Raw genomic sequence first — 24,792 nt, 5'->3', positions numbered from 1 at the left:
CTCCATGAGGGAGAAGGCGTTTTTTGCACTATCAAGGGTAACCCGAAGCGCAAACGCAGGCAGCCGGCCGCTGCCTGAACGCACCGCGCCAAGGACGTTCACCGCCATGTGCGCCAGCGTATTTTGCGCTGGCGTCTTGCTGTTGCCGCTCGCCGGCCAGGCGGCGGAGGACAATAAATCCCAGCTGAAAGACATCCAGCAGAGCATCGCCGAGAAAGAAAAGGCGGTGAAGCAGCAGCAACAGCAGCGCAGCTCGCTGCAGGATCAGCTGCGTCAGCAGGAAAAAACCATCGCCCAGGCCAGCCGCCAGCTGCGCGACACCCAGAGCACGCTCACCCAGTTGGGCAAAGACATTGCCGGCCTGAACGCCTCGATAGCCAAACTGCAAAAGCAGCAATCAACCCAACAAAACCTCCTCGCCAAACAGCTCGACGCCGCCTTCCGGCAAGGGCAGCACAGCGCCGTGCAGCTGATCCTCAGCGGTGAAGAAAGCCAGCGCAGCGAACGTATTCTGGCCTATTTCGGCTATCTGAACGAAGCGCGTCAGAAAACCATCGAAGAGCTGAAGCAGACCCGCGCCGAGCTGGCGAAGCAAAAAACCACGCTGGTGGCCAAACAGGGCCAGCAAAAATCCTTACTGGGCGAGCAACAGACGCAGCAGCAGAAGCTGGAGCAGGCGCGCGGTGCCCGCAAGAAAACGCTGACCGCGCTGGAAGCCTCGCTGGAAAAAGACCAACAACGCCTGGTGGAACTGCGCCAGAACGAAGCCCGCATGCGCGACAAGATCGCCCGGGCGGAGCGCGAAGCCCGTGCGCGCGCCGAACGCGAAGCGCGTGAAGCGGCCAAGGTGCGCGAACAGGTGCGCATCAAGGAGCAGCAGGCGAAGAAAACCGGCACCACCTACAAACCTAGCGAAGCCGATCGCTCGCTGATGGCGCGAACCGGCGGCCTCGGTCGTCCGGCCGGCCAGCTGATGTGGCCGGTGCGCGGGCGCACGCTGCACGGCTTTGGCGAACAGCAGCAGGGCGAGCTACGCTGGAAAGGCATGGTGATCGAAGCCCGCGAAGGCAGCGAAGTGAAAGCCGTCGCCGATGGCCGCGTGCTGCTGGCCGACTGGCTGCAAGGCTATGGCCTGATGGTGGTGGTCGAACACGGTAAAGGCGACATGAGCGTGTACGGCTACAACCAGAGCGCGTTGGTCAACGTCGGGGCGCAGGTGCGCGCCGGCCAGCCGATCGCTCTGGTCGGCACCAGCGGCGGCCAGGGAACGCCGTCGCTCTATTTCGAAATCCGTCGTCAGGGACAGGCGGTTAACCCACTGCCGTGGTTGGGAAGATAGATTTGCGCTATGTCAAAACCCGTACAGCTCTGTTAATAGGCTGTCTGCTGCAGGTTTACGCTGCGCAGGCAGGAAAACTCTCCATCGTCATCGATGACGTGGGCTACCGCCCTCACGAAGAAAACGCGGTGCTGCAAATGCCGACGGCGATCTCGGTCGCGGTGTTGCCCAACGCGCCGCATGCCCGCCTGATGGCCACCCGCGCCCACAGCCAGGGCCGCGAAGTCTTGATCCACATGCCGATGGCGCCGCTCAGCAAGCAGCCGCTGGAGCGCGATACCCTGCAGCCTTCCATGAGCAGCGACGAGATCCAGCGCATCATCCGCAACGCGGTGAATAACGTGCCCTACGCGGTCGGCATGAACAACCACATGGGCAGCGCCATGACCTCCAGCCTGCCGGGCATGCAGAAAGTGATGCAGGCGCTCGAAAGCTACCGACTGTATTTCCTCGACAGCATGACCATCGGCAGCAGCCAGGCGACCCGCGCCGCGGCCGGCACCGGCGTGAAGGTGATCAAACGCAAGGTGTTCCTCGACGATACCGCGAACGAAGCCGACATCCGCCGCCAGTTCAACCGCGCGGTCGAATTGGCGCGGCGCAACGGCTCCGCCATTGCCATCGGCCACCCGCGCCCGGCGACGGTGAAGGTGCTGCAGCAGATGCTGCCGTCGCTGCCCGCCGATATCGTGCTGGTCAAGCCGAGCGCGCTGCTGAACGAACCGCAGGGCAACGGCGGCGGCTACGTCCCACCGCCGGTCAAACCGCAAAAACCGCAGCCGAAGAACCCGTTCAGCGGCGGCATCAAGCAGTGCAAGGTCAAACCGCCGAAGGAAAAAACCAACGCCGGCACCGCGCTGGGCGTCATCGCCGACAGCATCGCCACCTCGCCGCCGGTGACCTTCATCAAGCGTCATTGGCAGCACTGGACGCAAGCCAAACCGCAAGCGTAAAAAAAGGGCCGGAATTCCGGCCCTTTTCACATCAGCCGAGATTAATCCCAGCTCAGCACCACTTTACCCGACTTGCCGGAGCGCATGGCGTCGAAGCCCTGCTGGAACTCGTCGATCGAGAAACGGTGGGTGATGATCGGGGTCAAATCCAGACCGGACTGGATCAGCGCCGCCATCTTGTACCAGGTTTCGAACATTTCGCGGCCGTAAATCCCTTTGATAAACAGCCCTTTGAAGATGACCTGGTTCCAGTCGATCGACATATCCGAAGGCGGAATGCCCAGCATGGCGATGCGTCCGCCGTGGTTCATCGCATTGAGCAGCGTGCGGAACGCCGGCGGCGCGCCGGACATTTCCAGACCGACGTCGAACCCTTCGGTCATGCCCAGCTCGGCCATCACGTCGCTGAGGTTTTCCTTGCTGACGTTCACCGCGCGGGTCACACCCATCTTGCGCGCCAGTTCCAGGCGGTATTCGTTAACGTCGGTGATCACCACATGGCGAGCGCCGACGTGTTTGCACACCGCCGCCGCCATGATGCCGATCGGGCCGGCGCCGGACACCAGCACGTCTTCCCCAACCAGATCGAACGACAGCGCGGTGTGCACCGCGTTGCCGAACGGATCGAAGATCGAAGCCAGTTCGTCGGAGATGTTATCCGGGATCTTGAAGGCATTGAACGCCGGGATCACCAGGTATTCCGCAAAGCTGCCCGGACGGTTCACGCCCACGCCGACGGTGTTGCGGCACAGGTGCGTGCGGCCGCCGCGGCAGTTGCGGCAATGGCCGCAGGTGATGTGGCCTTCGCCGGACACGCGATCGCCGATGCTGAAGCCTTTGACTTCCTGACCGATCGCCACCACTTCGCCGACGTATTCATGGCCGACCACCATCGGAACCGGAATGGTTTTTTGCGACCACTCGTCCCAGTTGTAGATATGCACATCGGTGCCGCAGATCGCGGTTTTGCGGATTTTGATCATGATGTCGTTGTGACCCAGCTCCGGCTGAGGCACGTCGGTCATCCAAATCCCTTCTTCCGCTTTCAGTTTTGACAGTGCTTTCATGGTTTTACCTTATGCAATAACGCCAAGATCCTTACCGATACGTGTAAACGCCGCCACTGCGCGTTCGATTTGCTCCGGGGTGTGGTCGGCGGACATCTGGGTACGGATGCGCGCCTGGCCTTTCGGCACCACCGGATAGAAGAAACCGGTCACATAGATGCCTTCCTTGAGCAACGCATTGGCGAATTCCTGCGCCAGCTTCGCCTCACCCAGCATCACCGGGATGATGGCATGATCGGCGCCGGCCAACGTGAAGCCGGCGGCGGTCATTTTTTCGCGGAACAGACGCGCGTTGGCCCACAGGCGATCGCGCAGGGCATCGCCCTCTTCCAGCAGTTCCAGCACTTTGATCGACGCGGCGACGATCGCCGGCGCCAGCGAGTTGGAGAACAGGTACGGGCGCGAACGCTGGCGCAGCCACTCCACCACTTCTTTCCTGGCGGCGGTGTAGCCGCCGGACGCGCCGCCCAGCGCTTTGCCTAACGTACCGGTGATGATATCGACGCGGCCCATCACTTCGCAGTATTCATGGGTGCCGCGCCCGTTGGCGCCGACAAAGCCCACCGCGTGGGAGTCATCCACCATCACCAGCGCCTGGTATTCGTCCGCCAGATCGCACACCCCTTTCAGGTTGGCGATCACGCCGTCCATCGAGAAGACGCCGTCGGTGGCGATCAGGATGTGGCGCGCGCCGTCGGCTTTGGCCTGCTTCAGCTGCGCGGCCAGCTCGGCCATGTCGTTATTGGCGTAGCGATAGCGCTTGGCCTTGCACAGGCGCACGCCGTCGATGATCGACGCGTGGTTCAGCGCATCGGAGATAATGGCGTCTTCCGGGCCGAGCAGGGTTTCGAACAGCCCGCCGTTGGCGTCGAAGCAGGAGGAGTAGAGGATCGCGTCTTCCATGCCCAAGAAGGCCGCCAGTTTCTGTTCCAACTGCTTGTGGCTGTCCTGGGTGCCGCAGATGAAGCGCACCGACGCCATGCCGAAACCGTGGCTGTCCATGCCCGACTTGGCGGCGGCGATCAGCGCCGGATGGTTGGCCAGGCCCAGGTAGTTATTGGCGCAGAAGTTGATCACATGGCTGCCGTCGGCGACGGCGATATCCGCCTGTTGCGCGGAGGTGATGATGCGTTCTTCCTTGAACAGCCCTTCACTGCGAGTGGCGGCAAGCTGTTGTTCCAACTGCTGATAAAAAGACGCTGACATTCGGTTATCTCCAGGATTGGGCTATTTGCGGCATATTTTACTGATTTGTAACCAAACTGACGAGAATGCGCGGGAGAGAATATTAAAATTGCAGCAGATATCACGGCAAAAAGCGGACTTCAATGGCAATGCGGGATATTCGGAGCCCTTCCGCTGTTTGCCGCGGCATGAAATGCTATTATAACCGCCATTGAGCGTGGGGCATTGTGCCCCGCCAGGCAGCTTAGCAGGGGTAACCCAATGATTATCGTCACAGGCGGCGCCGGCATGATCGGCAGCAACATCATTAAGGCACTGAACGACAAGGGATATCGCGATATCCTGGTGGTGGATAACCTGAAAGACGGCACCAAGTTCGTCAACCTGGTCGATCTGGACATCGCCGACTATATCGATAAAGAAGACTTTATCGCCAGCATCGTGGCCGGTGACGATCTGGGCGATATCGAAGCGGTCTTCCACGAAGGCGCCTGCTCCGCGACCACCGAGTGGGACGGCAAGTACATGATGGACAATAACTATCAGTACTCCAAAGACCTGCTGCACTACTGCCTGGATCGCGAAATCCCGTTCCTGTACGCCTCCTCCGCCGCCACTTACGGCGGCCGCGAAGAGTTCATCGAAGAGCGTGAGTATGAAGCGCCGCTCAACGTGTACGGCTACTCCAAATTCCTGTTCGATCAGTACGTGCGCGAGATCCTGCCGGAAGCGGACTCGCAGATCTGCGGCTTCCGCTACTTCAACGTTTACGGCCCGCGCGAAGGCCACAAAGGCAGCATGGCCAGCGTCGCCTTCCACCTGAATACCCAGATCAACCGCGGCGAAAACCCGAAACTGTTCGCCGGCAGCGAAAACTTCAAGCGTGACTTCATCTACGTCGGCGACGTGGCGGCGGTTAACCTGTGGTTCTGGGAAACCGGCAAATCCGGCATCTTCAACTGCGGCACCGGCCGGGCGGAAACCTTCCAGGCGGTGGCCGACGCGGTGGTGGACTTCCACCAGAAGGGCGCGGTGGAATACATCGAGTTCCCGGAGAAGCTGAAGGGCCGCTATCAGGCGTACACCCAGGCCGATCTGACCAAGCTGCGCGCCGCCGGCTACGACGCACCGTTCAAAACGGTCGCCGAAGGGGTGAAAGAGTATATGGCCTGGTTGAACCGCACCGCATAAGCTGAAGGAATTAACGCTGGGTATGAAAATACTGGTTATCGGCCCTTCTTGGGTTGGCGACATGATGATGTCGCAAAGTCTCTATCGCACCCTGAAGGCCGAATACCCGTCGGCGGAGATCGATGTGATGGCGCCGGCCTGGTGCCGCCCGCTGCTGGCGCGCATGCCGGAAGTCAATCAGGCGCTGGCGATGCCGCTGGGCCACGGCGCGCTGGGGCTCGGCGAGCGCCGCCGCCTGGGGCGCGCCCTGCGCGCCAACCGTTACGATCGCGCTTACGTTCTACCCAACTCGTTCAAATCCGCGCTGGTGCCCTTCTTCGCCGATATCCCGCAGCGCACCGGCTGGCGGGGCGAAATGCGTTACGGCCTGCTGAACGACGTCCGCGTGCTCGACAAGGCGGCCTTCCCGCTGATGGTGCAACGCTACGTGGCGCTGGCCTATGACAAAGGCCGCATTCAGCGCGCCGACGATCTGCCGCAGCCGCTGCTGTGGCCACAGCTGCAGGTGAGCGACGAAGAGATCGCCGACACCACCGCGGCCTTCAACCTGACCGACAGCCGGCCGATCGTCGGCTTCTGCCCGGGCGCGGAGTTCGGCCCCGCCAAACGCTGGCCGCACTATCACTACGCGACGCTGGCTCAGCGGCTGATCGAGAACGGCTATCAGATCGCGCTGTTCGGCTCGGCGAAAGATCACGAGGCCGGCGAACAGATCCGCGCCGCGCTGCAGGAAGACGCCCGCGATTTCTGCCTTAACCTGGCCGGAAAAACCCAGCTGGAGCAGGCGGTGATCCTGATCGCGGCCTGCCGGGCGGTGGTCAGCAACGACTCCGGTTTAATGCACGTTGCCGCAGCGTTGAATAAACCGCTGATAGCCTTGTACGGCCCAAGCAGCCCCGACTTCACGCCGCCGCTCTCGGACAAGGCGCGGGTAATTCGCCTGATCAGCGGCTACCACAAGGTGCGCAAGGGCGATGCCGAGCAGGGATACCACCAAAGTTTGATCGATATTCAGCCGCAGCAAGTATTGGATGCGCTGACGCCGCTACTTGTCGCCAGCGAGGAATAGTCATGCAGGTGTTAATCGTAAAAACCTCCTCAATGGGGGACGTACTGCATACGCTGCCCGCCCTGACCGACGCGCTGCAGGCCATTCCCGATATCCGCTTCGACTGGGTGGTGGAAGAAGGTTTCAGCCAAATCCCGACCTGGCACCCGGCGGTGGATCGCGTGATCCCGGTGGCCATTCGCCGCTGGCGCAAGAACTGGTTCGGCAACGACACCCGGCAACAGCGCTGCGACTTCAAGCGCGCGCTGCAAGAACGCCGTTATGACGTAGTGATCGACGCGCAGGGCCTGATCAAAAGCGCCGCGCTGATCACGCGCATCGCCAAAGGCGACAAACATGGCCTGGACTGCAAGAGCGCGCGCGAGCCGTTCGCCAGCTGGTTCTACAACGTGCGCCATGAGATAGACAAGCAGCAGCACGCGGTGGAACGCACGCGCGAACTGTTCGCCAAAAGCCTTGGCTACGATAAACCGGGCAGCTACGGCGATTACGCCATCGCCGCGCGCTTTCTCAGCAGCCCGCCGGCCGATGCCGGGCGGTATTTGGTGTTTTTGCACGCGACGACGCGTGACGACAAGCACTGGCCGGAGCAAAACTGGCGCGAGCTGATCGCGCTGACGGCGGACAGCGGGTTGAAGATCAAACTGCCGTGGGGTGCAGAGCATGAACATCAGCGCGCGCTGCGCTTGGCGGAAGGTTTTTCACATGTCGAAGTGCTGCCGAAGCTCAGCCTGCAGCAGGTGGCCGAGGTGCTGGCCGGCGCCAAGGGCGTGGTCTCGGTCGACACCGGGCTCAGCCATTTGACCGCCGCGCTCGACAAACCGAACATCACGCTGTTCGGGCCGACCGATCCCGGCCTGATCGGCGGCTACGGGCAAAATCAGCACTCGTTGATTTCGCCGGAAAAAAGCATGGCGACAATCGACGCCGATACGGCATGGCAGGCGTTGCAAAAGGTTATAGCATGAAAAAACTGCACATTATCAACCTGGGTAAAATGGGCGGCGTCGAACGCCTGTTCCTGCAGTACATCAACGATACCACCGACGGCAGCAACCAGGTCTTGTGCATCAGCGGCGACATTGGCGAAGAAATCCGCCGCCAGTTGCCTGCGCATCAGCCCGTCACCTTCGCCAACCGCCTGATCAATGCGCTGCCGTTGCGCTGCCCGCAGTTCCTGCGCAAATTTTTGCTGAAGTGGAAAATCGAGCGGGCGAACGCCGACGTGGTGATCGTCTGGGACCTGGTGCCGGGGCTGGCGGCCAAACCCAAGCGCGGCAAGCTGGTTTACTACGATCACGGCTGCTCCTGGCGTTACCCCAAGAATAAAAAGACGCTGCGTTTCTTCGCCATGCTGGACGGCGTCATTTCCGCCTCACACGCGTCGAAGCGGGTGATGGAGCTGCGCTTTAATCTGCCTTGCCCAAATCACGTGGTGATCAACCGCATCAAAACACCGGCGGGGATCGATACTGCGCCGAAAACCCTGTCGCAGCCGGTCAGGATCGGCACTGCCTCACGCCTGGTCAGCCTGAAAGGCATCAGCGTGTCATTATTGATGATGCAGGAACTGCTGCGGCGCGGGCATGACGTCACGCTGGAAGTAGCCGGCAAAGGGCCGGATCGCGCGGCGTTCGAGGCGCTGGCGGCCCGGCTACAGCTCGGCGATCGCGTCACCTTCAGCGGTTATCAGGATGACGTCGCCGGCTTCTTCAATCGCACGCACATCTACATGAGCACGCCGATCACCGAGCCGTTCGGCTTGTCCTGCATGGAATCGCTCTATTTCGGCGTGCCGGTCATCTTCCCGCAGGTCGACGGCCAGCCGGAAGCGGTGAAAGATGGGGTCTGCGGCATTGGCCTGACGCCGTCGGTCACCATCGAACAACACCGGCAGCTCACCGATATCGAGGTCGACTTCCCGCATGAGGTCTACGATCCGTTGACCGACAGCCTGGTCGCGCCCAAGCTGCTGTCGCATATCGACTGTGCGGATGCCGTTGAGAAATTGCTGGAGCGAGAAACCTACCAGACTCTGAGCCGAAATGCGCAGCGCTATCCTGCGGAACATTTCAACTATGCTCAGTTCAAAGTTGAATTCGACGACACGCTGCGATCCTTTATCGCTTAATTGAAACGTGAGCCGGAAAATACGCCCGATGCTAAAACACAGAACGCCGCACCCTGCCTTCAGCTATCTGATCTATCTGGGGTGCGCCATCGCTTTTTGCACCATTCCTTTCGGTTCCGCGACCGGACGCAATCTGTTTTACGTTTCCAGCTACATCGCCTTTATCGCCGTTTGCCTGTACCCGCGCTACTACTTCAGCAACGTTAGAAACCTGCTGCTGCCCGCGCTGATGTTCAGCGTGGGCATGGGAACCATCCTCTGGATGCATCACTTCAAACAGCCGGGTGAGTACATCAATATTTATCGCTCTTATATGTCGACCGGCAAACTGCAGCTCGCGACCGCTTTCATCTTGCTGATTGCGCTCAATGAGCGGTTGTGCGTACAGCGCCTGCTGATCGTTGTGGCTCTCGCCACCGGTCTGGCGATCAACGGTTATTCCCTCTATCAGGGGCTGCGTCTGGATATCCCGCGTGTAGAGCTCAACTTCGATCGCGCCACGGTCGCCGCCTATCTGATGACCGCCATCGATCTGGTCATGATGCAAGCCATCCTGATGCTGCGCACCCGCTACCGCCTGGTGTTGTACATTGCGGCATTCCTGCTGTCCTTCTCTGCGCTGGTGCTCACCGGCACGCGCGCGGCCATGTTGGTCTACCCGGTGGCGGTCTGCCTGTCACTGCTGGCCACCAAGCAGCTGGTTTCCAGAAAACACAAGCTTGCGTTGGTGGCCTCGGTACCGCTGCTGCTCGTAGCCTGCGGCCTGGTGTTTAAACCGCAGATAGAAGAACGCATTCAGGCTTTTGAGACCGACATGCGCCTGATGGACCAGCCGCAGACTGAAAACTCCATCATTTCCCGGCTGTCGATGCAAACGCTGGCATGGCATACCGGGTCACAAGCCCCGTGGGGCCAATCCGCCGAACAGCGCGGCGAAGAGATCCGTGCGATGGTCGCACAGCAACCCCGCCTGTCTGGCGTCATGCCCTACATCAACGTCCACCTGCACAACGAGCTGCTGGAAACTTACTCGCTCAAGGGCCTCTGGGGCGTACTGCTGCTGCTGGCGCTGTATGTCAGCCTGTTTTTCTCTTCCTTCCGGCCACAGCGCAACGCGCTGCTGCTGAGCGTCAGCGCCAGCCTGTTCGTTTACGGCCTGAGCGACGTCATCTTCTTCAGCACGGAAGGTACCGCCATGTTCGGCCTGGCGCTGATCGCCGCCGTTCTTTCCGTCCCGAAACAGCCCCCTGTTCAGGAGCCCACCCCGTGAATCCTCAGCAGCCGCTGCTCAGCGTTATCGTGCCGTTTTATAATAATGAAGCGTTCGTTATCGCTGCGCTGGATTCGTTATTTGCACAGATTAGCGACGATATCGAGGTGGTGATCATCGACGATGGCTCCACCGACGCCTCTGGCGCGCTGGTCAGTCAATATCTGGCGCAGCGGCGGCACCCGCGCGTGGTCTTTACTTCACAGTCCAACGGCGGCATTGCGCACGCCCGCAACGTCGGCTTACGTCTGGCCACCGGACGCTATATCACCTTCCTCGACGGCGACGATCTGCTGAGCGACGACTATCTGGCAATCCTGCGGCCCCTGCTTACCGCCGGTGAAGATGACCTGATCGATTTTAATTATCAGAAGTTCACCGGGCATCCGCCGACGCCGGATAACCGCGCGGCGCGGCCCGTAGCCTACGACTTTTCACAATTGGGGCTCGGCTGCCTGCAACCGCTGTTCGCACGCTCGATGTGGCATCTCTGGAGCCGTGTGTATAAACGTTCGCTGCTGGAAGGGGAAACGTTCGAAGAAGGCAGGCGCTACGAAGACGTGATTTTCACGCCTTTTCAATATTTCAAAACCCGCCGCATCGCCCATCTTGACGGCGATCTCTACTTCTATCGGGACAACAGCCAGGGCATCACCCGCAATATCAAACCCAAAGACATTGACGATCTGCTGTTCGCCATGGAGAAGATGCTGCGTTTTGTGGCGCAGCATCCTGGGGATGAGCCGCTGCGCCGGTTGGCCGCCCTGATGCTGGCCAACTGCTTTTCCGAGGTGAAAAGCATGTCGAAGGCGGTCTACGGCTATTACCATTACGCACCGGCAACGCTGCACATCCTGCGCCGCGCCGCCGACGTCTGCCGCAACAGCGACGTGCCGGGCAAAAAAGTCCGCCAGATGCGCTATGCGCGAGTGGATACCTTTCTTTCTAAGCTGCGCGGGCGCAGGCCGCGCTAACCGCATCGGCCGGGCGGCCGATGCGTCGTCTCGCCTTTAGCGCGCTAAAGGCACGTGTGCGACCAGCTCGTCATAAATCCGCTGCGGCTGGATGACCCCCATCGGGCTTTCCGCCTCCAGCGGCATCGTATAACCGGTACGCGACACCTGAATGATGCGGTGCAGTTCAGCATCCTGAATCGGGCCGGTGGAGCGTGAGTCGGCGGTCACGAACAGGCTGATGGTTTTCACCTTCAACGCCACCGCCAGGTGCAGCGGCCCGGTATCGCCGGTGACCAGAACATGGAAACTGTCGATCAACGTCAGCAAGCCTTGCAGCCCCGTTTTACCGATCTGGTTATCCACGCAGGCCTGCGTTTGCGGGCCGATCAGGCTCATAAACTGTTTGGCCTTGCCGTCGTCAAACGGTGCGCCAATCAGCACGATGCGTACATTGGGGTGCTTCGCCACCAGCTCATCGGCCAGCCGCGCATAGTGCGAAACCGGCCAGCAACGCGACTCTGTTGACGCCCCCAGCTGAAAACCGATGGTGGGATGCTCGCTGCTTTTGACGCCGCGCTGATAATCCACGGGAATTTCCATCGTCGGATCGTCGCTGCGGCAGCCCAAAATGGAAATCAGCTCCAGCTTGCGGCGCACGAAGTGGCCGTAATAATGGAAGACATAGTTGGTCAGCCAAGGCTCCAGCCCGCAAATGCCCGAACTGTAGTTATCGCGGATAATGTACTTCGCCCCGGCCAGTACGGCGCTGATGATGTCATAAGGCAGATGGGAGTGCAGGATCAGCGCCAAATCCGGCTGATGTTCGCGCAGCGATTTCAGCAACGGGCGGATCGTCTTGATCTTGCTGTCCCAATACACCACGCGATCGTAATAACGGCCGTTTTCCACCAGCTCGCGGTTTTTCTTGTGCACCACCAGCGTGATGTGCGCATTGGGGTAGCGTTCCCTCATCGCCCTCAATGCCGGCGTGTTGAACATGAAGTCGCCCAACGCCGTGGTGGAATAGATAACGATATTGTCAAACTGCTGGGCGCCGTCGAAGGTCGCCTTGTCCTGAAAACGGCCGTACTTCGCCGTATAGCGCCGCAAGAACCAGTCGGCAACCTTGATTTTCCATTTTTTCGACATGTGCGTGCTTAATTCGCTTTAAGTTGATAATACTCGGCCAGCGTCATGCCCACCGTGCGCTGCTGCAGCCAGTCAAACAGCTGTTCCAGATCGCGGTACAGCACTTCGATATCCTGCTCGGTTTTGAACGTCGGACTGCCGCCCGGCATGAACTCGGAGGAGTGCAGCATAAATTCGACGTAGTCATGCCCCTGCGCCAGCGACGCTTCAGCCACGCTTATCATCTTGGCCACGTTGCCGCCACTCGGCCGCAGCCAGTTGACAGACGGCGAACGCCGCTTGCCGCGCAGCCGATCATAACCTTGCTTGAACGCGTTCATCAGCGCCGAGTGCTTGTACTGAATGCTCATCGGCACTTCCAGCAGCGCCGAAGCGCCCGGTTTGGCAATGTTCTGCGGATCGATGAAATAGGCCTGCGACGGGAACCGGCTGTAATCGGTGCCGCCGTTGCCCTGCGGATTGCCCGGCGAAAACTGCCAGTTGACGCGCGGCGTCACCGAACAGTCCACCTGATAGCCATACTCCAGCAGCAGCGAGGCATAATATTCGTTGAACGCCCAGCGGCCGGCGCGATGGCTGAGCATTTTGGTCTGGAAGGCATCTTCCAGCAGCTTGGTCATGTGATCGACCTTGGCGCGGATCTGATCGGCGGGATACTCGATCAAATACGGTTTGTGGCGCCAGTCGTCGTCGGTGAGCGGCGTTAGCGGCGGGCTGTTCCAGGCGTGCAGGTGCATGCCGACTTCACCCGCGCCGCGGGCGATCACGTCACGCGCGAACTCGACGTAAGCCGGATCCATCGCCATTTCATAGTTGGTGAGATAAACCGGTTTGAAGGCGTATTTTTCGCACAATGCCTGAAAGCGCGGCAAGAAACGCGTGTTTTCGGTCGCGATGCGATCGTGGTTTTGCCACAGATTATCGCCTTCGGTATCAATGGTGATGAGAAACGCCGGTTTAGTCATGAATATCGAGCCTGATATCAACAGAATGCACTATGTTACGCAGCCCGTTTCGCCAGGGCAAACGACTTTGCTGCCTGGTTTGGACAACATTGAAACGCATTCGTCCCCGGCTCGGCGATTTTTTTGCGGCCCGGCAAGAAAACCTTGCAACAGTAGCCACATGCGATCGGGTCATTTAGAATCAAAGATTGGTTTCCCAGAAAGCGACTCATGATGAACGACGCGCCAGCCCCAACTTCCGCCCCATCCGTACAGCGTATTTTGATCATAAAACTGCGCCATCACGGCGATATGCTGCTGGTCACGCCGGTCATCAGCAGCCTGCGGCAAAACTACCCGCAGGCGCAGATCGATGTGCTGCTGTATCAGGAAACGCAGGAGATGCTGGCCAGTAATCCGGAACTGTCGACGCTGTTCGCCATCGACCGCCAATGGAAAAAACAGGGTGCCCGCGCACATCTGGGGCACGAGCTGGCGCTGCTGCGCCGCCTGAAGGCGCAGCGCTACGATCTGGTGGTCAACCTGGCCGATCAGTGGCGCAGCGCCATCCTCACGCGCCTGACCGGCGCGCGCATCCGTCTGGGCTTCGATTTCCCCAAACGCCGCGGCTTCCTGTGGCGCCACTGCCACACGCAGCTGGTGCCGGTCGACAATCACGCCCACCTGCATACCGTCGAACAAAACCTCTCGCTGCTGGCGCCGCTGAACCTGCCCGCGCTCAGTGATCATGTGACCATGAGTTACGATCCGCAGGATTGGCAGGCATGTGAGCAACGGTTACAGAAACAGGGCGTCACCGGCAGTTATATTGTGGTGCAGCCCACCTCGCGCTGGTTCTTCAAATGCTGGAGCGAAGAGAAAATGGCCGCCACCCTCACCGCCTTGCAGGCCGACGGCCACCAGCTGGTGATCACCTCCGGCCCCGACGCCAGAGAACAAGCCATGGTAGAGCGCATTTTGGCGCTCTGCCCGCCGCAGGGCGTGATTTCGTTAGCCGGCCAGCTGACGCTGCGCCAGTTGGCCGCCCTGATCGACCACGCCAAGCTGTTTATCGGCGTGGATTCGGTGCCGATGCACATGGCCGCCGCGCTGCACACGCCGTGCGTAGCGCTGTTCGGCCCTTCCAAGCTGACTTTCTGGCGGCCGTGGCAGGCTACCGGCGCCGTGATCTGGGCCGGCGACTTCGGCGAACTGCCCGATCCGGACGCCATCGATACCGGCACCGACGAACGGTATCTCGACCTTATTCCTACAGACGCGGTGATTGCAGCCGCGCGGAGCACGCTGGCATGAAAGCATTTCGTTTGGCGATCGTTCGCCAAAAATACCGCCCGGACGGCGGAGCCGAACGTTTCGTTTCCCGCGCCCTGGAGGCGCTGGAGCAACAGGATCTCGATCTGAACGTCATCACCCGCGAATGGCAGGGTGACGCCAATCCCAACTGGCATATCCACCTGTGCAACCCGCTAAAACTCGGCCGCATCAGCCGCGAACGGGGCTTCGCCGTGGCGGCCAGGGCGCTGTGGCAGAAAGAGCATTTTGATCTGGTGCAAAGCCACGAGCGCATTCCCGGCTGCGACATCTACCGCGCCGGCGACGGCGTACACCGCCGCTGGCTGCTGCAACGCGCGCGTCTGCTGCCGGAATGGCGCCGCAAATGGCTGTTCTCCAACCGTTATCACCGCTATGTGATGTGCGCCGAACGCGCCATGTATGCCGCACCGGAGCTGAAAGCCGTCATCTGCAACGCCGAGATGATCAAGCAGGAAATCATCGCGGACTTTGGCGTGCCCGCCGAAAAAATCACGGTGATCTATAACGCCATCGATAATCAAAAGTTCCCGCCCGCCGACGAGGCCCTGCGCCAACGTCTGCGCGAGCAGTATCAGATCCCGCAACAGGCGCACTGCCTGATCTTCGTCGGTTCCGGCTTTGAGCGCAAAGGGCTGGCGGCCGCCATCCGCGCCGTGGCAGCGACCGACAGCCACCTGTTGGTGGTCGGCAAAGACAAGGCCGAAAAACGCTACCGGGCGCTGGCACAGTCGCTGGGCTGCAGCGATCGGGTTCACTTTATGGGCGTGCAGAAGCAGACCTTGCCGTTTTATCAGGCCGCAGATGCGCTGCTGCTGCCGACGCTGTACGATCCGTTCCCGAATGTGATTCTGGAAGCGATGTCGTGCGGCCTGCCGGTTATCACCAGCACCACCTGCGGCGGCGCCGAGTTTATCACCCCCGGCCAGAACGGCTTCGTGACCGATGCGCTCGACGTACCGGCCATCGCGGAGGCCATTCGCGCGCTGCCGCGCCAGGCGCTGGGATCATCCATGGGCGAAGCGGCAAGATTGCGTATTATGCCGGCTACGCCGGCGCATCTGTCCGAACAGCTTATTTCCCTCTATAACCGGTTACTGGATTAGCTATGCGTATTCTGATGATCATCGACGGCCTGCCGGGAGGCGGCGCGGAAAAAGTGGTGCTGACCCTGTGCCAGGGCATGCAGCAACAGGGGCATGACGTCAGTCTGATCTCGCTGCGCGACGTCTGCAATTACCCTATCCCGCCGGGCATTGATTATCAGGTGGTGGCCGATCGCAGCCGCGCCCCCTGGCGCAAGCTGACCGAGCTGTCGCGCCGCGCCGGCGCGCTGGATCGGGCGATAGCCGAACACGAGCGCCAACACGGCGCGTTCGATCTGGTGTTCTCCAACCTGCATAAAACCGATCGCATCGTCAGCCGCAGCAAGCGGTTGGCCGCGGATCGCCTGTGGTTCTGCATTCACGGCATTCTCTCCACCTCCTACCTCGGCCACCGCAAGGGCCTGGATCGCTGGCTGAAGCAACGCAAAATCGCCAACGTTTACCAGGGAAGAAATATCGTCGCCGTTTCACGGGCGGTCAGCGACGATCTGCAGCAGAACTTGCCGATCCGCCCGCGCCGGCTGGCGGTCATCAACAACCCGTTCGATATCGACGCCATCCAGCAACAGGCGGCGATGCCTTGCGAACTGGCCGGCCAGGACTATCTGGTGCACGTCGGCCGCTTTCACGCCACCAAGCGGCATGACCGCCTGCTGAAAGCCTATGCGTACTCCGGCATTCAGGCGCCGCTGGCCTTGATCGGCGCCGGGGACGACGCCAGAGTCGCCGAGGTCAAACGTCTGGCGACAGACCTGGGCATTGCAGAGCGCGTGCTGTTTCTCGGTTTCCAGGCTAATCCCTACCCGTTTATTCGCCATGCCTCGCTGCTGGTGCTCAGCTCCGACAGCGAAGGGTTTGGCAACGTGCTGGTAGAATCGCTGCTGTGCGGCACACCGGTGGTCAGCACCCGTTGTCCGGGTGGCCCTGCGGAAATTCTGGAAAAAGCCGGCATGGCTAACGCGCTGGCGGAATTAAACGAAGCGTCGCTGGCAGAAAAAATGGCGGAGATTTACGCCAATCCGCCGCAGATAAATCAACAGCAATTGCTGAGCTATGGGCTTGAGCCTATTTGCCGCCAATATCTGGAACTGGAAAGAAAATAATAAAGAATGAAATAAGGCAGGGGATGCCTGCCTTATTTTATTCGTTAGCTGAGCGCCTGCATTTTCTGCCAAACCTCATCGACAGAAACATCTTCACAGTGCCCCGACTCACTCTGCAAAATATGATGACGGCCGGTCCATGGATGCCAGGAGGCTTTATCGGTATCGCCAAAGAACACCACCATGTCCTTATTCAGCGCGGCGGCAAGATGCATCTGCCCACCGTCGCTGCACAGCACCCGGTCGCATAAATCGAACCCACCCAACAGCTCGCGCACCGAGGCCGTCGGATAAAGCGCGACGCGTTCGTTTTGGCACAGCGCCAACAGCTGTTCGGCGCGCTGCTGGTCGCCGATGTCGTCCGGCGCCAGCGTGCCCTGCGGCGACCAGAAGATCAGCACGCCGGTGTGGGGATCGGCAACCAGACGGTTGATGATTTCGGCATAGCGTTCAACCGGCCAACGCCTTTTCGGGCTGCGGCTGCTGATGTGCACGGCGCATACGCGTTCGACCGGCGGCAGACGCTCCTGTAGCCGTTGCGCCGCCAATTGCCGCTCTTCAGGCGTCAGAAAGACCCGCACCGGCGGGATCGGAATGGATTGATCGGTTATCGCCGATAAATAGCTGTAGGTATGTTCGATCTGATGTTGACCGTGGAAATCGTCCTTGCGGAACGGGCGATGAATATCTTTCGTGCCCAAATCGGCGCCGATGATATGGGTGGCGCCGGCCATTTTCGCTAAACGCAGGCTGTATTTGCAAGGCACCGGGTTGGCCAGAATGACCGCATCGAACTTTATTTTTCGCAGCTTCAGGAAGATCATCAGGCGTTCGAAATAAACGCCCAACGTCGTTTCATTTTTCGCCTTGTGCTTGGCCTTTTTATAGACAAAGACTTTCTCGAGATGAGGATTGTTTTTAACAACGTCCTGGCTGACTTTATTGATCAGCAGATAAACTTTAGCGTCCGGATAGGCAATTTTCACCCCTTCAATCAGAGGCGTGGTGCAAACAAGATCGCCGATGTTGTCGCGGCGAATAATTAAAATATTCTTCATTCCGAGCCTGTCGGCGAAATCGCTCGCCGGTTGTCTGAAACTGACACCCAAGGTTACCAAATTAGCGCCTTTCCCTTCCAGTTATGGTACTATTCCGAATAACCCATATAAATGAAATTGATAGAATGTTGCTGCGTTTATATCAGGTACTACTCTACCTCATCCAACCCCTGATCTGGCTCCGCTTACTGCTGCGCAGCCGCAAAGCTCCAGCCTACCGTAAACGCTGGGCGGAACGCTATGGCTTCTGCGCCGGGAAAGTCGTGCCAGGCGGCATCATGCTGCATTCCGTCTCCGTCGGCGAAACGCTGGCGGCCATCCCGTTGGTACGGGCACTGCGCCACCGTTACCCCGCTTTGCCGATAACTGTGACCACAATGACCCCAACAGGTTCAGAACGCGTCCAGTCCGCTTTCGGCAAAGACGTACATCATGTCTATCTGCCCTACGATCTGCCCGGTTCCATGAACCGCTTCCTCGACCAGGTGAATCCCAAGCTGGTGATCATCATGGAAACCGAGCTGTGGCCTAACCTGATTAACGCGCTGCATCAGCGGCAGATCCCCCTGGTGATCGCCAATGCGCGTCTGTCGGCCCGCTCCGCCGCCGGCTATAAGAAAATTGGCGGGTTCATGCGCGATATGCTGCGCCGCATCACGCTGATCGCCGCACAGAACCAGGAAGACGGCGATCGGTTTATCGAACTGGGCCTGAAGCGCTCGCAGCTGGCCGTAACCGGCAGCCTGAAGTTCGATATCTCCGTCACCCCGGAACTGGCCGCCCGCGCCGTTACGCTGCGTCGCCAATGGGCGCCGCGCCGCCCGGTGTGGATCGCTACCAGTACCCATGACGGTGAAGAAACCATCCTGCTGGAAGCGCATCGCAAACTGCTGGAAAAACACCCCGATCTGCTGCTGATCCTGGTGCCGCGTCACCCGGAACGCTTCCCAACCGCCAAAGAGCTGGTGCAGAAGGCCGGCTTCAGCTACACCCTGCGCAGCAGCGGCGAAATCCCGTCCGGCAGCACCCAGGTGGTGATCGGCGATACCATGGGCGAGCTGATGCTGCTGTACGGCATCGCCGATCTGGCCTTTGTCGGCGGCAGTCTGGTTGAACGCGGCGGGCACAACCCGCTGGAAGCCGCCGCGCACGCCATCCCGGTGCTGATGGGCCCGCATACCTTCAACTTCAAAGACATCTGCGCCAAGCTCTCGCAGGCCGAAGGCCTGATCACCGTGACCGACGTGGATTCGCTGGTGAAGGAAGTGGAAACCTTGCTAACCGACGAAGACTATCGGCGCTACTACGGCCGCCATGCGGTGGAAGTGTTGTATCAGAATCAGGGAGCGTTGCAGCGCCTGCTGCAGCTGCTGGAACCGCACCTGCCGCCCCGGAGTCACTGAATGAGCAGCCGCAAAAGCCTGTCGGTAGTGATGATTGCCAAAAACGAAGCCGGGCTGTTGCCGGACTGTCTGCGTTCGGTCGAATGGGCCGATGAAATCATCGTGCTGGACTCCGGCAGCGAGGACGACAGCGTCGCCGTCGCCGAAGGCCTGGGCGCCAAAGTCTTCACGCACACCGACTGGCAAGGGTTCGGCAAGCAGCGTCAGCTGGCACAAAGCTATGCCAGCCATGACTACGTTTTGATGATCGACGCCGACGAACGTGTCACGCCCGAGCTGCGGCAATCCATCGAGCGGGTGTTGAATGCACCGGACGACGGCGCCGTCTACAGCTGTGCGCGGCGCAACCTGTTTCTAGGCCGCTTCATGCGCCACAGCGGCTGGTATCCCGACCGCGTCAACCGCCTGTACGCCAACCAATGCTATCGTTATAACGACGATCTGGTGCACGAATCGCTGAACATCGGCGGCGCCAAAGTGATCCCCCTCAGCGGCGATATGCTGCACCTGACCTGCCGCGACTTCTTCGCCTTCCAGCGCAAACAGCTGCGCTACGCCGAAGAGTGGGCAACGCAGCGCCACCGGGCCGGCAAGCGCTGCGGCTATCTGTCTATCCTGACCCATACGCTCGGCGCCTTCGTCAAAACCTGGCTGCTGCGCGCCGGCTTCCTGGATGGCAAACAGGGGTTGCTGTTAGCGGTGGTCAACGCGCAATATACCTTCAATAAATATGCCGCATTATGGGCATTGGGCCGCAACTACTCAGAGAAGTGAATCATGACCAGCAAAGCCATCTATCCCGGGACCTTCGATCCCATGACCAACGGCCACCTGGATTTAGTGACGCGCGCGTCACTGATGTTCGATCACGTGATTCTGGCCATCGCCGCCAGCCCGAGCAAAAAGCCGCTGTTCAGCCTGGATGAACGCGTGGCGTTGGCGACGCAGGTCACCTCGCATCTGGACAATGTGGAAGTGCTGGGCTTCAGCGAGCTGATGGCGCACTTTGCCGCTCACCAAAATGCCAATATCCTGGTGCGCGGCCTGCGTGCGGTGTCTGACTTTGAATACGAATTGCAGCTGGCGAACATGAACCGCCATTTGATGCCGACGCTGGAAAGCGTGTTCCTGATGCCTTCCGAAGAGTGGTCGTTCATCTCCTCCTCACTGGTGAAGGAGGTCGCCCGTCACGGCGGCGATATCGCGCCTTTCCTGCCGGATGTGGTCACCCAGGCGCTGATGGCGAAGCTCGCCGCCGAGTAATCTCAGCGCTGGCAGCGGCGGCAAAAGAAGGTGCTGCGCTGCCCGTGCTTGGCGGATTCGATCGGCGTGCCGCACGCGCGGCAGGGTTCTCCCGCCCGACCGTAAACCTGCAGTTCCTGCGCGAAATATCCCGGTTTTCCGTCCGACTGCAAAAAGTCGCGCAACGTCGTGCCGCCCTGCTCGATAGAGCGCTGCAACACCGCCTTGATGGTCTGCGCCAGCAGCGCCGCTTCGGCTTTGCTCAACGATCCCGCGGGACGATCGGGTAGGATCCCGGCGCTGAACAGCGATTCGCTGGCGTAAATATTGCCGACCCCGACCACCAGCTTGTTATCCATCAGCCACGGTTTGATCAGCGTGCGCTTATTACGTGATTTTTCATACAGGTAGTCGCCGTTGAACGCTTCGCTCAGCGGTTCCGGCCCCAGATGCGCCAACACGCTGCTGGTCGCCAAATCTTCGCACCACAGCCAGGCGCCGAAACGGCGCGGATCGGTATAGCGCAGGATCATGCCGTTGCTGATCACCAGATCGACGTGGTCGTGTTTGCCGGCTTCGTCTTCGTTTTCCTCACGCAGCATGCGCAGGCTGCCCGACATGCCCAGGTGCACGATAATCCAACCGTTCTCCAGCTCGATCAGCAGATATTTGGCCCGGCGCTGCACGCTGAGCACCGGCCGATCGCTCAGCGTCAGGATCTGCTCGGAAACCGGCCAGCGCAGGCACGCGTTGCGCACCACCGCATACTGAATGCTGTGGCCGACAAGATAAGGCTCTATACCGCGTCTGCTCGTCTCAACTTCCGGTAATTCAGGCATCTGGCTTCCCCTCCGACGTTTTCTACCCTTTATAAAACAAAAAACCCGGCCAAGGCCGGGTTTTTCATTAATCCACTAAAATTATTTAATTTTAGCTTCTTTGTATACTACGTGCTGACGGACAACTGGATCGAATTTCTTCAGTTCCAATTTTTCCGGCTTAGTACGCTTGTTCTTCGTGGTGGTATAGAAGTGACCAGTACCAGCAGAAGAAACCAGCTTGATCTTCTCGCGAACACCTTTAGCCATGATTCAGTTCCTTAATACTTCTCACCACGGGCACGCAGATCGGCCAGAACCGTCTCAATACCCTTCTTATCGATAACACGCATACCTTTAGCAGATACACGCAGAGTTACAAAGCGCTTCTCAGCCTCAACCCAAAAACGGTGTGAGTGCAGGTTAGGCAGAAAACGGCGTTTGGTCGCGTTCATTGCGTGGGAACGGTTGTTACCGCTCACCGGGCGCTTGCCAGTAACTTGGCAGACTCGGGACATGTCTATTCTCCAAAAATCAAATCAGCTCGAGCTTCGTATAGGGTATGGCCGCCTCGTCAGGCTTTTAGAGCCCATCTCAGCAAACTTCATACTGAGGAGACTCTCGTCATCAGGTAGAAACCACACATCAGGTCAGAAACCTGCTGAGATAGGCTCTTGCGCCAAACCCAAGATTCTCAAAGGTGGCGTAGTATACGCTCTGAAGCGTAAGTGCTCAAGTCCCGAACAGCTAAAGATCCCACAAGGATCGCGAAAAAATCGCTTAAAGCCATCCGCGCTCGGCAAAAGAGACGCATTCACCCCGACCGATCACCAAATGATCAAGCACTCGGATCTCCAATAACTGACAGGCTTTCACCACCTGTTCCGTTATCAAGCGGTCGGCATGACTGGGTTCAGCCTTACCCGAAGGGTGATTATGCGCGAGAATCAGCGCGGCGGCATTAGCCTTCAACGCTTCGCGCACAATTTCTCTCGGGTAGACGACGACGCTGCTGATGGTACCAGCAAACATCTCCTGATGGCGAATAACCCGGTGCTGATTGTCTAAAAACAATACCAAAAAGACCTCCCGCTCGCGATGCGCCAGCAGGCTTTGCAGATAATGCTGGGTGACCCGCGGATTGAGCATGGCGTTTTCCTGCGACAAATGGCTGGAAAAGAAGCGCAGCGCCAGCTCGGCAATCGCCTGCAGCTGCGTATAGCTGGCGTCCCCCAGGCCTTTTTGGCTGCAAAAAGCCTGATGATCGGCCGACATCAGGTGATAAAGCGAGCCGAACCGGCGCAGCAGCTGCTCCGCCAGCTGCATCACGTGCACGCCGGGCAACCCGGTGCGCAAGAAAATGGCCAACAGCTCTGCGTCGGACAGCGCCGCCGCCCCCTGCATCAGCAGCTTTTCACGCGGTGCCAGCGCGCCCGGCCAGCACGCCACAATCGGGTTGCTCATCGTGTTCCTCCCTGAAAGGGCTACAGCATGCCATGTGCCGCCCGGCGCGTTCGACAGGTGTTTGATAACATTGCGAAGTGTTTCGCAAAGCACAATGTAACGCCCTGCAGCCATTGCGGAATCGCTCACCTGAACGGCGGATATGCTAAAATGGCGCATCTTTCGGCTTTCAATCGGACAATGATGATGACGGGACTTTCCGGCAAACATATTGTGCTTGGCATCAGCGGCGGCATCGCCGCTTACAAATGCCCAGAGCTGGTGCGCCGCCTGCGAGACAGGGGTGCGGAAGTGCGCGTGGTGATGACCCACGCCGCCAAGGCGTTCATTACGCCACTGACGCTGCAGGCCGTTTCCGGCTACCCGGTGTCCGACGATCTGTTGGATCCCGCCGCCGAAGCCGCCATGGGCCACATCGAACTCGGCAAGTGGGCAGATCTGGTTATTCTGGCGCCGGCGACCGCCGATCTGCTGGCGCGCGTCGCCGCCGGCATGGCCAACGATCTGCTGACCACCGTCTGCCTGGCGACCGATGCCCCCATCGCCGCCGCGCCCGCCATGAACCAGCAGATGTATCGCGCCGCCGCCACGCAGGCCAACCTGCAAACGCTGCAGGCGCGCGGCATGCTGCTTTGGGGGCCGGACAGCGGCAGCCAGGCCTGCGGCGACGTCGGCCCGGGCCGCATGTTGGATCCGCTGGACATCGTCGACCTGGCGAACGGTCATTTCTCCGCCCCGCAGGATCTGCAACATTTGCAGGTTATGATCACCGCCGGCCCGACGCGTGAAGCGCTGGATCCGGTGCGTTTCATCAGCAACCACAGCTCCGGCAAAATGGGCTTCGCCATCGCCCGCGCCGCCGCCGCCCGCGGCGCGCAGGTGACGCTGATCGCCGGGCCGGTCAGCCTGCCGACGCCGCCATCGGTCACCCGAGTGGACGTCACCAGCGCGCTGGAGATGGAGCAGGCGGTGCAACAGCGCGCCGCGCAACAGCAGATTTTCATCTCCTGCGCCGCCGTGGCCGACTACCGCCCCGAGCGGATCGCCGATGAAAAAATAAAAAAACAGGGTGATGAAATCATCCTCAAGATGGTAAAAAACCCCGACATCGTCGCCGGCGTGGCGGCGATGACCAAAAATCGACCGTTTGTCGTGGGGTTTGCCGCCGAAACCCAGAATGTGGAAGAATACGCGCGGCAAAAACTGGCGCGTAAGAAGCTGGATTTGATTTGCGCTAACGATGTATCGCTTGCAGAGCACGGGTTCAACAGCGACACCAATGCCCTGCACCTTTTTTGGCAGGATGGAGAGAAACGCCTGGCGCTGAGCGACAAGGCACTCCTTGGCCAACGTTTAATAGACGAGATAGTCAGCCGTTATGATGAAAAAAATCGACGTTAAGATCCTCGACCCGCGCATCGGTCAGGATTTCCCGCTACCGACCTACGCCACCCCGGGCTCCGCCGGTCTCGACCTGCGCGCCTGCCTGGACAGCGCGGTAGAGCTGGCGCCGGGTGAAACCACGCTGCTGCCTACCGGCCTCGCGATCCATATCGCCGACGCAAGCCTGGCGGCGGTGATCCTGCCGCGCTCAGGCCTGGGCCATAAGCACGGCGTCGTGTTGGGCAACCTGGTCGGCCTGATCGACTCCGATTATCAGGGCCAGCTGATGGTGTCCGTTTGGAACCGCGGCCAGAAGCACTTCACCATAGAGCCGGGTGAACGCATCGCGCAGATGGTCTTCGTGCCGGTAGTGCAGGCAGAATTCAACCTGGTGGAAGAATTCGACGGCAGCGAGCGCGGCGAAGGCGGCTTCGGCCACTCGGGGCGCCACTAAGCGCCACCCAAGGCATGAGGGCCGGCAGGGAAACGTCGCCTGAACCTTGCCTTTCCGGGGAGAAGGATGTTCTCTGCGGCAAGGTTTTACCGCGACAATTGCAGCGCACACCAGGCAGCGCGGAAAAGGCCGTTAAGGCCGCTGACCCCAGCATCGTAAAAAAGCTATCACATAA

Annotated in this window: 25 protein-coding genes; 16 read left to right on the top strand and 9 right to left on the bottom strand. The window is 59.8% G+C overall.

The features are described 5' to 3' along the window. The first annotated feature begins 4 nt into the window (after window positions 1-4). Together envC and ACSBQQ_RS23160 are read left to right on the top strand one after the other, a co-directional pair. Window positions 5-1,339: a murein hydrolase activator EnvC gene (gene envC, locus ACSBQQ_RS23165; protein ID WP_033649727.1), complete on the top strand. Its 1,335-nt coding sequence runs from the start codon at window positions 5-7 to the stop codon at window positions 1,337-1,339. 2 nt (window positions 1,340-1,341) lie between these two features. Continuing rightward, complete coding sequence (locus ACSBQQ_RS23160) at window positions 1,342-2,292, top strand: divergent polysaccharide deacetylase family protein (RefSeq protein WP_047570032.1); 951 nt, start codon at window positions 1,342-1,344, stop codon at window positions 2,290-2,292. A 41-nt stretch (window positions 2,293-2,333) separates the two neighbouring features. Here the strand turns inward: ACSBQQ_RS23160 and tdh are convergent, their stop codons facing one another. Next, the gene (gene tdh, locus ACSBQQ_RS23155; RefSeq protein ID WP_016929697.1) at window positions 2,334-3,359 is read right to left on the bottom strand and encodes an L-threonine 3-dehydrogenase; all 1,026 of its coding nucleotides are present in this window, start codon (window positions 3,357-3,359) and stop codon (window positions 2,334-2,336) included. 9 nt (window positions 3,360-3,368) lie between these two features. Further along, complete coding sequence (gene kbl, locus ACSBQQ_RS23150; RefSeq protein WP_033636462.1) at window positions 3,369-4,565, bottom strand: glycine C-acetyltransferase; 1,197 nt, start codon at window positions 4,563-4,565, stop codon at window positions 3,369-3,371. A gap of 240 nt (window positions 4,566-4,805) precedes the next feature. Between kbl and rfaD the strand changes: the two genes are divergently transcribed. From rfaD to ACSBQQ_RS23120, 6 genes are read left to right on the top strand one after another with little or no spacing between them, the layout of a single operon-like run. Continuing rightward, window positions 4,806-5,735, top strand: coding sequence for an ADP-glyceromanno-heptose 6-epimerase (gene rfaD / locus ACSBQQ_RS23145; RefSeq protein WP_016929696.1), 930 nt, complete (start codon window positions 4,806-4,808; stop codon window positions 5,733-5,735). Window positions 5,736-5,757: 22 nt separating this feature from the next. Further along, complete coding sequence (rfaF, locus tag ACSBQQ_RS23140) at window positions 5,758-6,804, top strand: ADP-heptose--LPS heptosyltransferase RfaF (RefSeq protein ID WP_033649730.1); 1,047 nt, start codon at window positions 5,758-5,760, stop codon at window positions 6,802-6,804. Between the two features lie 2 nt (window positions 6,805-6,806). Next, window positions 6,807-7,772 (top strand): lipopolysaccharide heptosyltransferase RfaC, encoded by a 966-nt coding sequence (gene rfaC / locus ACSBQQ_RS23135; RefSeq protein WP_060429412.1) that lies wholly within the window; start codon window positions 6,807-6,809, stop codon window positions 7,770-7,772. Beyond that, window positions 7,769-8,935 carry a glycosyltransferase gene (locus ACSBQQ_RS23130; RefSeq protein WP_033654528.1) on the top strand — a complete coding sequence of 389 codons (1,167 nt, stop codon included), beginning with the start codon at window positions 7,769-7,771 and terminating at the stop codon, window positions 8,933-8,935. Before rfaC ends, ACSBQQ_RS23130 begins: the two co-directional genes overlap by 4 nt. Window positions 8,936-8,963: 28 nt before the next feature. Further along, window positions 8,964-10,205, top strand: a complete 1,242-nt coding sequence (locus tag ACSBQQ_RS23125; RefSeq protein WP_060429413.1) for an O-antigen ligase family protein — start codon at window positions 8,964-8,966, stop codon at window positions 10,203-10,205. Continuing rightward, window positions 10,202-11,179, top strand: coding sequence for a glycosyltransferase family 2 protein (locus tag ACSBQQ_RS23120; RefSeq protein ID WP_060429414.1), 978 nt, complete (start codon window positions 10,202-10,204; stop codon window positions 11,177-11,179). The genes ACSBQQ_RS23125 and ACSBQQ_RS23120 overlap by 4 nt, the downstream gene beginning before the upstream one ends. 36 nt (window positions 11,180-11,215) lie before the next feature. On the opposite strand, the gene ACSBQQ_RS23115 is transcribed toward ACSBQQ_RS23120, so the two are convergent. Further along, window positions 11,216-12,310, bottom strand: coding sequence for a glycosyltransferase family 9 protein (locus tag ACSBQQ_RS23115; RefSeq protein ID WP_047570021.1), 1,095 nt, complete (start codon window positions 12,308-12,310; stop codon window positions 11,216-11,218). Window positions 12,311-12,318: 8 nt separating this feature from the next. Continuing rightward, window positions 12,319-13,275, bottom strand: coding sequence for a polysaccharide deacetylase family protein (locus tag ACSBQQ_RS23110; protein ID WP_033636469.1), 957 nt, complete (start codon window positions 13,273-13,275; stop codon window positions 12,319-12,321). A 210-nt stretch (window positions 13,276-13,485) separates the two neighbouring features. Here ACSBQQ_RS23110 and rfaQ point away from each other — a divergent pair, with 210 nt between their 5' ends. Genes rfaQ through ACSBQQ_RS23095 form a run of 3 tightly spaced genes read left to right on the top strand, consistent with a single transcriptional unit; the run spans window position 13,486 to window position 16,795 of the window. Continuing rightward, a complete protein-coding gene (rfaQ, locus tag ACSBQQ_RS23105; protein ID WP_033649736.1) occupies window positions 13,486-14,568 on the top strand; it encodes a putative lipopolysaccharide heptosyltransferase III in 1,083 nt (360 codons plus the stop codon). Continuing rightward, the gene (locus ACSBQQ_RS23100; protein ID WP_033649737.1) at window positions 14,565-15,692 is read left to right on the top strand and encodes a glycosyltransferase family 4 protein; all 1,128 of its coding nucleotides are present in this window, start codon (window positions 14,565-14,567) and stop codon (window positions 15,690-15,692) included. The genes rfaQ and ACSBQQ_RS23100 overlap by 4 nt, the downstream gene beginning before the upstream one ends. A gap of 2 nt (window positions 15,693-15,694) precedes the next feature. Beyond that, entirely contained in the window at window positions 15,695-16,795 is a 1,101-nt protein-coding gene (locus tag ACSBQQ_RS23095; protein ID WP_060429415.1) for a glycosyltransferase, read from the top strand. A gap of 44 nt (window positions 16,796-16,839) precedes the next feature. Here the strand turns inward: ACSBQQ_RS23095 and ACSBQQ_RS23090 are convergent, their stop codons facing one another. Further along, window positions 16,840-17,853 (bottom strand): glycosyltransferase family 9 protein, encoded by a 1,014-nt coding sequence (locus ACSBQQ_RS23090; RefSeq protein ID WP_060429416.1) that lies wholly within the window; start codon window positions 17,851-17,853, stop codon window positions 16,840-16,842. A 125-nt stretch (window positions 17,854-17,978) separates the two neighbouring features. Between ACSBQQ_RS23090 and waaA the strand changes: the two genes are divergently transcribed. From waaA to coaD, 3 genes are read left to right on the top strand one after another with little or no spacing between them, the layout of a single operon-like run. Beyond that, complete coding sequence (gene waaA / locus ACSBQQ_RS23085) at window positions 17,979-19,256, top strand: lipid IV(A) 3-deoxy-D-manno-octulosonic acid transferase (protein ID WP_025304695.1); 1,278 nt, start codon at window positions 17,979-17,981, stop codon at window positions 19,254-19,256. Then, complete coding sequence (locus tag ACSBQQ_RS23080; protein ID WP_060429417.1) at window positions 19,257-20,030, top strand: glycosyltransferase family 2 protein; 774 nt, start codon at window positions 19,257-19,259, stop codon at window positions 20,028-20,030. Window positions 20,031-20,033: 3 nt separating this feature from the next. Beyond that, window positions 20,034-20,519 carry a pantetheine-phosphate adenylyltransferase gene (gene coaD / locus ACSBQQ_RS23075; RefSeq protein WP_004931181.1) on the top strand — a complete coding sequence of 162 codons (486 nt, stop codon included), beginning with the start codon at window positions 20,034-20,036 and terminating at the stop codon, window positions 20,517-20,519. Between the two features lie 2 nt (window positions 20,520-20,521). On the opposite strand, the gene mutM is transcribed toward coaD, so the two are convergent. From mutM to radC, 4 genes are all read right to left on the bottom strand, one after another. Further along, window positions 20,522-21,337, bottom strand: a complete 816-nt coding sequence (gene mutM / locus ACSBQQ_RS23070; protein WP_039569556.1) for a bifunctional DNA-formamidopyrimidine glycosylase/DNA-(apurinic or apyrimidinic site) lyase — start codon at window positions 21,335-21,337, stop codon at window positions 20,522-20,524. Window positions 21,338-21,418: 81 nt separating this feature from the next. Further along, window positions 21,419-21,586: a 50S ribosomal protein L33 gene (rpmG, locus tag ACSBQQ_RS23065; protein ID WP_002442576.1), complete on the bottom strand. Its 168-nt coding sequence runs from the start codon at window positions 21,584-21,586 to the stop codon at window positions 21,419-21,421. Between the two features lie 11 nt (window positions 21,587-21,597). Further along, window positions 21,598-21,834 carry a 50S ribosomal protein L28 gene (gene rpmB / locus ACSBQQ_RS23060; RefSeq protein ID WP_004931195.1) on the bottom strand — a complete coding sequence of 79 codons (237 nt, stop codon included), beginning with the start codon at window positions 21,832-21,834 and terminating at the stop codon, window positions 21,598-21,600. Between the two features lie 262 nt (window positions 21,835-22,096). After that, window positions 22,097-22,780, bottom strand: a complete 684-nt coding sequence (gene radC, locus ACSBQQ_RS23055) for a RadC family protein (protein WP_025304698.1) — start codon at window positions 22,778-22,780, stop codon at window positions 22,097-22,099. Between the two features lie 183 nt (window positions 22,781-22,963). On the opposite strand from radC, the gene coaBC reads away from it, so the two are divergent. Together coaBC and dut are read left to right on the top strand one after the other, a co-directional pair. After that, entirely contained in the window at window positions 22,964-24,181 is a 1,218-nt protein-coding gene (gene coaBC / locus ACSBQQ_RS23050; protein WP_033649757.1) for a bifunctional phosphopantothenoylcysteine decarboxylase/phosphopantothenate--cysteine ligase CoaBC, read from the top strand. Next, window positions 24,159-24,617 carry a dUTP diphosphatase gene (gene dut / locus ACSBQQ_RS23045; RefSeq protein WP_033636478.1) on the top strand — a complete coding sequence of 153 codons (459 nt, stop codon included), beginning with the start codon at window positions 24,159-24,161 and terminating at the stop codon, window positions 24,615-24,617. The genes coaBC and dut overlap by 23 nt, the downstream gene beginning before the upstream one ends. Window positions 24,618-24,792: the final 175 nt, after the last annotated feature.

The sequence above is a fragment of the Serratia sp. G204Y genome, from assembly GCF_051172435.1.
GTDB classification, from domain to species: Bacteria; Pseudomonadota; Gammaproteobacteria; order Enterobacterales; family Enterobacteriaceae; genus Serratia; species Serratia sarumanii.
Note: the sequence above shows the minus strand (reverse complement) of the source record. Positions and strands in the feature narration are given on the sequence as shown.